Source organism: Nosocomiicoccus sp. HMSC059G07 (genome assembly GCF_001815515.1).
Taxonomy (GTDB): Bacteria; Bacillota; Bacilli; order Staphylococcales; family Salinicoccaceae; genus Nosocomiicoccus; species Nosocomiicoccus ampullae_A.
Genome location: NZ_KV820788.1, coordinates 1 through 9603, shown reverse-complemented (window position 1 = coordinate 9603; position 9603 = coordinate 1). Strand labels below are relative to the sequence as shown.

Here is a 9603-nt window from a genome sequence, read left to right as displayed (position 1 = left end):
CGATAAGACGTTAGTCGCATTTTTCTTATCGTCTTTATGTGCAACTATCTTTATATTGTTAGTATACGAAGACATTAATCGAACATTTAACTTTTTTATAGATAAAGAAAAATATAAATATTACGACCGTCTCACAAAACTTGGTAACGTTAAAATGTTTGACCGCTTCATCGACAAATTGTTTAAAGAAGAAGAAAACGTTAGCATATTATTAATAGACATCGATAACTTTAAGTTTTTTAATGATATCAACGGATATGATTCTGGGGACGAGCTCATTAAACAAATTGCTCGCCTGTTAAAAAACCATCTACCTACAGGTGGGGAGATGTTTAGAAGTACAGGAGAAGAGTTCTCGATGGTCATTCCAAATTTATCGTTTGACCAGACAGTCCGTCTTGGTGAGGCGATTCGTTACACTGTTGAACATACAAAGTTCCACATTGATGATACGCACGTCGTTAACATGACTGTATCTATTGGCATCGGTTATAAGTCGACTCAGACGATGCTTAAAAAAGACGTCATTCGCCAAGCAGACAACATGCTTTTTGCAGCGAAAAAACAAGGACAAAATAGAATTATGTTTGCTCCAGTTGGATAAAAAAAACAGGAAACATTTCAGTTTCCTGTTTTAATCTTCAACACGTGCAAGTGCTTGAACTGTTATTTTACTATGTGAATCATGCCACTTCACTTCACCATTTTCAAAGTAAAACGCTTGTGGTGATTCGTGTTTAATGTTAAATTTTTCAGCAATGTAGTTTGAAAGTTCTCTGTGATCTCGAACGATTAAATAATAGCCATCGATATCACGTTCATAGTGAAACTTTTGAAACTCCTCAAACGCTGTCGCAGAGATTGGACATGTGTTACTATGTTTCATAAAGTAAAAATATGGCTTTTCTTCGAGCAATCGGTCAAATGACTCGATTGATGTTATCTTTGTTAACATCTTGAACAACTCCTTAATAGCTTTAATTAATTTATCACGGTTTTATATTAAAATCAAATTAAAATCAATTTAGTACAATTTGAAAGGGTGAAAAATATGCAAAGAGAGTTAAAACGTTGGACGATTTTAGACACGATTAACGCGACACTTTTAATCGTTGTGTTTTTATACGTACTGGATTTCCAAAATAACGCACTCGTATCTTGGATTTTTGTGATTGTATTCGCATTTTGGATGGTTACAGTCATTTCTAGAAACATTATCATCTCTAGAATACGTGACGGTAAAATGGAAGATCCGACAAAGAAATAATGAAATGGAAAACTGCACATCAATTGATGTGCAGTTATTATTTTGTAGATTCTTTTAATTGATTCAGTTTTTCTGAGTACGTCATATCAAGTTTATTAAACGATTCTGTTTTTGGAACGATATTTTGAATTTGAAGATTTTGTTCTTCTTCGTATACTTGGATGATGTTAATACGTTCTTTGTAATATGATTTGAATGTATAAAACATTTCTAAACTGATACTTCGTACAGATTTTGCTTCGTCAGTTTCAAGTGATAATTGATTTAATTTGTCGATTTGTGTATCTAAAATTGGCATTAGTACTTCATCCACAATGCGTTGTTTCTCAGCTACATCGTTATCGCTTTGTAATAAACCGACATTTTCTTCAAGCTCACCACTACGCTCATTGACGATGTCTATCACTTGGTCGATTTCTGCTGCAGCTACTTTAGAGTGGTTGCCTTGGATAATAGACTGACGTTCTTTTTTTGCCGCACTGACGGCTTCACCGTCTTTAATGAGTTGATTTGTCGACTCTTTATACGATAAATATAAATCGATCCCACGTCCGAGCTCTTTCGCGAACGTTTCTTTTAACTCTAAACTCTCTACATAATCTTCATGCACTTCTTTTAACTCTTCGTTTGAAACTTCTACCGTTTCTATTTTTTCATTCATTTTAGTCGACAATGGGACGAGAGATTCATCGACTACTTTTTTAATTTCAGCGATGTCATCTTTTGAAACATCTGCCTCTGTTGCATAGACTGTCTCTAGTTGCTTTAAGTCGAGTTCGTCGAGTGCCTCAAGAAATTGTCGGTCGAGTTCATAAATATCTTCCATATTTTCTTCATATTGCTGGATGTCACTTTCTAACGATGACTGGCACGCAGATATAATGAAGACTGTGCCGAGTAATATCGTTAACTTTAAATATCGAAACATGCTAGAATCTCACCCTTCCTCTTGCATGGTTATTCTAGTCTTTTTTTGTATTCCCGTTTATAATAGTAATTGATTCGTATGAGAAAGGACTTTTGTTATGAACATTGAAAAATCCTTACGCGAGCGTCTAACAAATTCTGTCATTAAAACAGATGAACCATTACAACGCTATACGTATTCACATACTGGTGGTAATGCAGATTACTATATATCAGTATATAATATTCACGATGCAATGGAAACAATCCGTTTTGCAAAAGAGTATTCAATACCAATTACGTATCTTGGAAATGGTTCGAATTTAATTATTAGAGACGGTGGCATTAGAGGGATTGTGTTAAACACGTTAGAGTTAAAAGAAATTAAACGTGATGGCGATTATATTACGTCAGGCAGTGGTAGTCGAATTATTGACGTATCACGTTTTGCGCGCGACCATTCACTAACTGGATTAGAATTTGCGTGTGGCATTCCAGGCAGCGTCGGAGGCGCTGTATATATGAACGCTGGAGCGTACGGTGGCGAATTAAAAGACTGCCTCGTAGAAGCATCAGTAATTACGCCAGATGGAGAATTATTAACTTTAACAAATGAGGAATTACACCTCGGATATAGACAAAGTATCGTTCAAGAGAATGGATATTTAGTCGTCGAAGCGACATTTAAATTAGAAGAAGGTAGTTCATCTGAAATAAATGCGAAAATGGATGAGCTGACGTTTTTACGTGAATCAAAACAACCGCTTGATTTACCGTCTTGTGGTTCGGTATTCCAAAGACCCCCGGGACACTTTGCGGGAAAACTGATTCAAGATAGTGGTCTACAAGGACATAGAGTGGGTGGCGTGGAAGTTTCTAAAAAGCATGCCGGGTTTATGGTAAACATCGACAACGGTACAGGTAGTGATTACGAAGAGTTAATTCACCACGTACAACAAGTCGTTAAAGAAAAGTATGACGTGCTGTTACAGCGCGAAGTTAGAATTATCGGTGAACATATAGAAAAAACGATCCAAGATTAAATCTTGGATCGTTTTTTAATTATTTTACTTCATTTAAAAACCCTTGTAATTCTTCTAGTTGGCCAATCGCTGACGCGTGACCACCAGAGTTTAAGTACCATCTTACTGAATTTAATTCAAAGATGTTATCATCTTTTACAGCATCTACGTTGTTAGTAACATCAGTTTTAAGTACGTCTACTTTTGTAGCATCCTCACCGTTACTAATCGCTGCACCACGGTCCATCACTAAAATCATACTTGGGTTTGCTTTAGAGATGTACTCGAATGAAATTTGGTTACCATGTGACGCAGTTTTTTCTTCTGAGTCACCTTCGGAAGATTTGAATCCGATTGGATTGTATAAGAAATCATAACGTCCGCCTGGGCCGTGTAGTGATAGGTCGCCACCATTTGTTTGGATGAACATCATCGTTTTATCTTTTTCGGAAACTAAGTTTTTAGTTTCTTCGATTTTTTCATCTAATTCTTTGTTTAACGCTTCTGCGTCTGATTGTTTATCGTATAATTCTCCGATAAATGTCGTCATTTCTTTAATGTCTTCAAAGTAGTTGTCAGATTGAGCACTTACATAAATAATTGATGCGTTAGGTGCTGCCTTTTTAAATTCTTCGATTGATGGTTTGTTTGCTTGACGTCCACCAATCATGATGATTTCTGGATCTAACTCTGCAATTTTCTCGAAGTCTGGATCTTTTAACCCACCGAGGTTTACATACTTCTCATCTTTATAAGTTTCTAGCTCAGGTCCAAGAATAGAGTCGTTCTCACCTTTAGGTAACGCGATAACGTTATCTTGTAAACCTAGTGCTTCAAACGTTGATGCAACCCCTAAGTCTAATAAAACTACTTTGTTAGAATTTTTAATTACGTCAATTGTTTCGTCAACAGCTTCAGTATCGCTATCACGTTCTGTTGTAAGACTCATTTCAAAGTTGTTTTTGTACTGTACAGTTTCTACTGTATTTTCGTCATCTTTAGCTGGTTCTTCTTTTGTCTCTGACTGATCTGTACCGCCACCGTTACTACATGCAGCAAGTACGATAACTCCTATAAATAATAAAAGTAATGCTGATAATTTCTTAATGTTCATTTAAACTTCCCTTTCTAAATTTAGCCCCCACTAAATTTCAAGCTGTAGCGCACCCATCACCTCCTTAAAAGTGTAAGCGACTAGACCGCTCCAAATACTTGACGTGATTCAACTGCTTCACCATCAAAGTAAATACAAATACGGTGACCACAGACGTTTTGTATTTGTAAGTCCATGTCGTATATATCTCTCAAAATATCTTCTTGGATGACTTCATCTTTAGTGCCAGATATTTTTAATTTGCCATCTTTTAATGCTGCGATATTATCTGAGTAACACGACGCAAAGTTAATATCGTGAATGACGATAATTATCGTCTTATTTTTATCGCGACATAATCGACGTAAGATTTGCATAATTTGAACTGAGTGTTTCATATCTAAGTTGTTGAGTGGTTCATCTAAAAATATATATTCAGTATCTTGCGCAATTGTCATAGCGATAAATGCGCGTTGACGCTGACCACCAGATAACTCATCAATCATACGATGTTGTAAATCTTGAAGTCCCATATATTTAATTGCTTCGTCGATTTTTTCGTTATCTTCTTGTTTTAAACGCCCTTTACAATACGGATATCGACCGAATGCGATAAGCTCTCGTACTGTAATGTTTAAATTTAAATGGTTACTCTGTTTTAAAATCGATATTTTTTTAGCGAGCTCATTGTCCGGTTTTGTAAATAAATTTTCACCTTCTAACAATACTTCTCCGCTGTTTTTATCCATTAAACGAGTGACCATCGAGATTACTGTGCTTTTACCGGCACCGTTTGGTCCGATTAAAGACAGAAGTTTCCCTTTTTCTATATCGAGTGACACGTTATCGACAACTTTTTTGTTACCATACGCTTTAGAAAGACCTTTAATTTGTATCAAGCCTTACTCCTCCTTAGCATCAGATAGATGAAGTACACTCCACCCACTAAGTTAATGATAACACTTAGTTCGATGTTATTCTTAAATACGAACTGTACAACCATCTGACCAATTAATAACGCGATAATGCTGATTAATGTGGTTCCTATAATAAGATATAAATGTTTATACGTTTTAAACACTTCATGGGCTAAGTTTACGACGAGTAGCCCTAAAAACATAATCGGTCCAACAAGTGCAGTCGATGCGGACACGAATATCGCAACGATAATGAGTAGTTTCGAAACTTTTAAGTCGTAGTTCACTCCGAGGTTGATCGCGTGATCTCTACCGAGCGCCATCACATCGAGCGATGAAAAATCGAGTAGCACGATGATAAGTAACACGATGACGATACCGAGCGTGATATAGAGTAACGTTTCATTTATCTTCGTAAATGACCCGAATAACTGTCCTTGTAATATTTGGAAGTCTTCTGGAGAGATTAGCACTTGCATAAATGTTGCTAAATTTCCAAAAAACGTTCCAAGTATAATACCGATAAGTAATAGTATGAAGACATTGTTTTTCGTCAATTTAAATAAGAATTTAAATACAAAAACTGTAAATATGACGAGTATTATTAAACTTAAGAAATAATTGTACGCGTCATTAAATAGTAATGGCGAACTGACTCCTGCAATAAATACGATCGCTGTTTGTATAAATACATAGACCGAATCTAACCCCATAATCGACGGAGTAATGATTCTATTTTTAACAATCGTCTGGAATACTACCGTTGATACTGCGATTGCAGTTGCAACGATAATAATTGCGAACGTACGGAGCATTCTTGACGGTAGTTGATAATGTAAAATCTTAAAATTTATACCGTACAACATGTAAAATGCTATAAGTCCAAGTGCAACGACTGATAAAACGATTAAAAGCGTTATATTTTTCTTATTACTATGCATGCTTTACCCTCCTATAAATCATAAATAGGAAGATTGCACTACCAAATACAGCAATGACTAACCCAACAGACACTTCGTACGGGTAAATAATCACACGGCCGATGATGTCACAGATCATAACGAATATCCCACCGAGTGTTGCTGTTAAGAAAATCGTACTGCGTAAATGATCCCCTCTAAAAATAGAGACGATGTTCGGAACGATTAGCCCTAAAAATGGAAGCATACCAACTGTTACAACGACAATTGCTGTAATCGCTGCGGTAATAAATAGTCCGATATTTACGATACGTTTATAATTCAGACCTAAGTTTTTAGAGAAATCTTCTCCCATACCAGCTACTGTAAACTGATGTGCATAAAAAATTGCTAATAGCAATAACGGAATACTAATATATAAAATTTCGTATCGACCAGTGACTAGCGTTGAGAAACTACCGTGCATCCACGCACCGATGGATTGTAAGTTATTCGTTCTAAGTGCTAAAAACGTCCCGATACTCGAAACGACCCCACCGAGCATAATACCGATCAGTGGAACGAAAATGATATCTTTAAATTTAATACGTGTAATAATCTGCATGAAGATTAACGTCCCGATAAGTGATAGCGCAGTTGCAAATGATAATTTCATTAACATACTCGCTGCTGGGAAAAATATCATTCCGATTAAAATACCGAGTTGCGCCCATTCCATCGTCCCTGCTGTCGTAGGGGATACGAACTTGTTACGCGTGAGCTGTTGCATAATTAAACCAGATGTCGCAAGAGCAGCACCTGCAATGATAATTGATACAGTACGCGGTATTCTACTATGTAATAAAACTGTCTTTTGTTGCTCATTTAAATTAAATATATCTGATAAAGGTAAACTACTTACTCCAACAAATAGAGAAAGTATCGATACTAATATGAGCACAATGATTAGTACATCTAGCCTAAATAATTTCTTCATCATGTGAAACCGCCTAATTGATAATCATTCTCACTGAATTTCTATTTATCATTATACTACACGATTCTCTATTTACAAGCATAATAGATAAAAACCACTCGAAAATGAGTGGTTTTTTAATGAATGATGATCGTTTCGTTATTATCATTTGAAATCTCATCATCTAGAATTTTAAAAATAGTCCCAACTGCGCTGTCGTCGTTTGGATTGAACGAAGCATCTCGTTCAGTCGGACGATAGCTTAGCGTATAAACGTTAAGATCTTCTTTACGAAGCTCGCTTTGTATCGCATGCGTGAGTCCTTCTATCGCACCGGTAACTGCATAATATAAATTGTGTTCGAATGTTTCTTCACGTACAGGTTCTACTAGATTGATAATCTTCGTCTCTTTCGTTTCGATCAATTGATTGCGTAACGTGCGTACTCCAAGGTAAGTTCCCCACACGTGTTCGTTCATAACTTCAGTAAATTCATCGTATGAAACATTGTATACATCGTTATCTTCAGTCTCAATGGAGTGTATAAAAATCACACCATTTAAACCGTCGTATGTTGAATCTATTTTATCGACCATATTTAGCCAGTCGATTTCTTTTGCTTGTTCGAGTAAAAATACTTCGTGATGCGCATCACTATATGATTTTAATTCATCGTGCAACGCTTCGAGTTCGTTGTAGTCATTTCCAGATAATATTAAATTGTGGCCACGCTTTGCAAGTTCATGCGCCAAACGTTGCCCAATTGCTGTTAAAGCATCTGTAATAATGTACGTCTTTTTCATCTAAGTACCTCCATTAGAATGTTCACCATTCTTAGATACTTATTTTACGCCATTCTATTTTTTTCGTCTAGAAATGTAATTACTCTACGACAACCTCATTTTTAGGCATTGTGTGTAAGCCGTTCGCGTCAACGTGTGAGATCACTTCGTATGTTCCTGCTTCTTTAAATGTGTAGTTCAATTTGTAAAGTCCATTTTCAGTAAATTCACCTTCGATTTTATCGAGGCTTTCATCGTCTTTTAACACTTCAAATAATACTTTATCTGCATCGTTTACATCTTCATCGTTTGAAGTAACGTGTGCAACGAATTCAACTTCTTCACCAGCTGTTGCAGTTTCAGGAGTCGTTAACTCAACATCTAAACCAGCAACTTCGTCGTGTCCTTCCATGTCGTCTTTGTTTTCGTCATTTCCACATGCTCCAAGTACTAAAACGCTTGATAATACTGCTGCACCTAATAATTTTTTCATTGATATGTTGCCTCCAATATGTATGATATAAATTTAGAATATCATACATTTTCTTGTTCTTTATCGCTTAATTATGTATAGATTTTGACAAAGATATATACCAATCTATGTGTTACACTATGATAGTAATTTTAATAATAAAGAAGGTATACAGTTGAACAATATAACGAAAGGGATTATCGCTTTAATTATTTCATCTCTTGGTTTTAGTTTAATGTCGCTCTTTGTAAAATACTCTGGCGACTTACCAACAGTACAAAAAGCGTTTTTTAGAAACTTCGTCGCGATGTTGATTGCGCTCGTACTCGTCATTCGCTATAAAGAACCACTGTTTGGTAAAAAAGAAAACCAAGGATTGCTATTACTGCGTTCAACGCTCGGGTTAATCGGGGTTATCCTTAACTTTTACACACTCGATAAACTCGTCTTAAGTGACGCAGATATTTTAAACAAGCTCAGTCCGTTTTTCACGATTATTTTATCCGCAATATTTTTAAAGGAATATATTAGACGATTCCAAATGACTTCGATTATTATCGCATTCATTGGTGCGATATTTATTATCAAACCGTCGTTTGAAAGTACATCATTTGATGCCTTAGTCGGGGTGCTCGGTGCTCTCGCAGCTGCAGGAGCGTACACTGTGTTAAGAGTCCTCGGAGATCGCGAGAAATTTTACACCGTCGTATTTTATTTCTCAGGATTTTCAACAGTCGCGTTACTGCCGTTTTTCATCTATAACTATGAACCGATGACCGGTGAACAACTCATGTTCCTATTACTTGCAGGAGTCGCAGCATCAGTAGGACAATTCGGCCTAACGATTGCATACAGTTATGCACCAGCGAAAGAGATCTCGATATTCTTCTACACGACGATTATATTTACTGCGATGTTCAGTATCATATTCTTTGGAGAATACCCAGATATTCTATCGATTATCGGGTACATTATCATCTTCGCAGCAAGTTTCTATATGTATATGAAAAACTTACCGCAAAAACGAACGTAATATTTCTGTTGAAAAGGAGCGAGACCATGCTGATTCCGGGTCTCGCTTTTTGGTATGTTTGTTCGGGGTTTTTGTTAATTATCCTGATATATCTCACACATTCAGATATCTTTTGTAAATAAGCGATGGCAGAGAGTAGCTTTTTATCCCAAAAGAATAAAAACACCGTTTAACCAAATTATATTTAACATAAAAATCACGTTTTTGTTAGATATCCGGATTTATTTAACATATTT

General features: G+C 36.1%; 12 protein-coding genes. 4 read left to right on the top strand and 8 right to left on the bottom strand.

All coding sequences use genetic code 11. The features are described from left to right. Positions 1 to 604: GGDEF domain-containing protein (locus HMPREF3029_RS01515; RefSeq protein ID WP_144265384.1), on the top strand; the 604-nt coding region annotated here is incomplete at its 5' end. A 30-nt stretch (positions 605 to 634) separates the two neighbouring features. On the opposite strand, the gene ytxJ is transcribed toward HMPREF3029_RS01515, so the two are convergent. After that, complete coding sequence (gene ytxJ, locus HMPREF3029_RS01510; RefSeq protein WP_040929471.1) at positions 635 to 955, bottom strand: bacillithiol system redox-active protein YtxJ; 321 nt, start codon at positions 953 to 955, stop codon at positions 635 to 637. 96 nt (positions 956 to 1051) lie between these two features. Here ytxJ and HMPREF3029_RS01505 point away from each other — a divergent pair, with 96 nt between their 5' ends. After that, a complete protein-coding gene (locus HMPREF3029_RS01505; protein ID WP_040929472.1) occupies positions 1052 to 1267 on the top strand; it encodes a hypothetical protein in 216 nt (71 codons plus the stop codon). A 37-nt stretch (positions 1268 to 1304) separates the two neighbouring features. Here HMPREF3029_RS01505 and HMPREF3029_RS01500 read toward each other — a convergent pair whose 3' ends face one another. Then, complete coding sequence (locus HMPREF3029_RS01500) at positions 1305 to 2195, bottom strand: EMYY motif lipoprotein (RefSeq protein ID WP_070709356.1); 891 nt, start codon at positions 2193 to 2195, stop codon at positions 1305 to 1307. 97 nt (positions 2196 to 2292) lie between these two features. Here HMPREF3029_RS01500 and murB point away from each other — a divergent pair, with 97 nt between their 5' ends. Beyond that, positions 2293 to 3216 carry a UDP-N-acetylmuramate dehydrogenase gene (murB, locus tag HMPREF3029_RS01495; protein ID WP_070709354.1) on the top strand — a complete coding sequence of 308 codons (924 nt, stop codon included), beginning with the start codon at positions 2293 to 2295 and terminating at the stop codon, positions 3214 to 3216. A gap of 19 nt (positions 3217 to 3235) precedes the next feature. On the opposite strand, the gene HMPREF3029_RS01490 is transcribed toward murB, so the two are convergent. The 6 genes from HMPREF3029_RS01490 to HMPREF3029_RS01465 form a co-directional block, all read right to left on the bottom strand. After that, the gene (locus tag HMPREF3029_RS01490; protein ID WP_070709352.1) at positions 3236 to 4309 is read right to left on the bottom strand and encodes a siderophore ABC transporter substrate-binding protein; all 1074 of its coding nucleotides are present in this window, start codon (positions 4307 to 4309) and stop codon (positions 3236 to 3238) included. Positions 4310 to 4389: 80 nt separating this feature from the next. Then, positions 4390 to 5187, bottom strand: a complete 798-nt coding sequence (locus tag HMPREF3029_RS01485) for an iron ABC transporter ATP-binding protein (RefSeq protein ID WP_040929476.1) — start codon at positions 5185 to 5187, stop codon at positions 4390 to 4392. Then, positions 5184 to 6146 (bottom strand): iron chelate uptake ABC transporter family permease subunit, encoded by a 963-nt coding sequence (locus HMPREF3029_RS01480; protein WP_040929477.1) that lies wholly within the window; start codon positions 6144 to 6146, stop codon positions 5184 to 5186. The genes HMPREF3029_RS01485 and HMPREF3029_RS01480 overlap by 4 nt, the downstream gene beginning before the upstream one ends. Next, positions 6139 to 7101, bottom strand: a complete 963-nt coding sequence (locus tag HMPREF3029_RS01475) for an ABC transporter permease (RefSeq protein ID WP_070709551.1) — start codon at positions 7099 to 7101, stop codon at positions 6139 to 6141. Before HMPREF3029_RS01475 ends, HMPREF3029_RS01480 begins: the two co-directional genes overlap by 8 nt. A gap of 116 nt (positions 7102 to 7217) precedes the next feature. Further along, the gene (locus tag HMPREF3029_RS01470) at positions 7218 to 7883 is read right to left on the bottom strand and encodes an SDR family NAD(P)-dependent oxidoreductase (protein ID WP_068129799.1); all 666 of its coding nucleotides are present in this window, start codon (positions 7881 to 7883) and stop codon (positions 7218 to 7220) included. A gap of 79 nt (positions 7884 to 7962) precedes the next feature. Further along, positions 7963 to 8355, bottom strand: coding sequence for a FixH family protein (locus tag HMPREF3029_RS01465; protein ID WP_068129795.1), 393 nt, complete (start codon positions 8353 to 8355; stop codon positions 7963 to 7965). Positions 8356 to 8509: 154 nt separating this feature from the next. Between HMPREF3029_RS01465 and HMPREF3029_RS01460 the strand changes: the two genes are divergently transcribed. Then, positions 8510 to 9367, top strand: a complete 858-nt coding sequence (locus HMPREF3029_RS01460) for a DMT family transporter (protein WP_180953428.1) — start codon at positions 8510 to 8512, stop codon at positions 9365 to 9367. The last annotated feature ends 236 nt before the right edge of the window (positions 9368 to 9603 follow it).

Bases quoted from the DNA above. Each gene is read 5' to 3' on its own strand.
- HMPREF3029_RS01480 (WP_040929477.1), bottom strand. From the start codon at position 6,146: ATGCATAGTAATAAGAAAAATATAACGCTTTTAATCGTTTTATCAGTC.
- HMPREF3029_RS01470 (WP_068129799.1), bottom strand. From the start codon at position 7,883: ATGAAAAAGACGTACATTATTACAGATGCTTTAACAGCAATTGGGCAA.
- HMPREF3029_RS01475 (WP_070709551.1), bottom strand. From the start codon at position 7,101: ATGAAGAAATTATTTAGGCTAGATGTACTAATCATTGTGCTCATATTA.
- HMPREF3029_RS01500 (WP_070709356.1), bottom strand. From the start codon at position 2,195: ATGTTTCGATATTTAAAGTTAACGATATTACTCGGCACAGTCTTCATT.
- HMPREF3029_RS01505 (WP_040929472.1), top strand. From the start codon at position 1,052: ATGCAAAGAGAGTTAAAACGTTGGACGATTTTAGACACGATTAACGCG.
- HMPREF3029_RS01490 (WP_070709352.1), bottom strand. From the start codon at position 4,309: ATGAACATTAAGAAATTATCAGCATTACTTTTATTATTTATAGGAGTT.
- murB (WP_070709354.1), top strand. From the start codon at position 2,293: ATGAACATTGAAAAATCCTTACGCGAGCGTCTAACAAATTCTGTCATT.
- ytxJ (WP_040929471.1), bottom strand. From the start codon at position 955: ATGTTAACAAAGATAACATCAATCGAGTCATTTGACCGATTGCTCGAA.
- HMPREF3029_RS01465 (WP_068129795.1), bottom strand. From the start codon at position 8,355: ATGAAAAAATTATTAGGTGCAGCAGTATTATCAAGCGTTTTAGTACTT.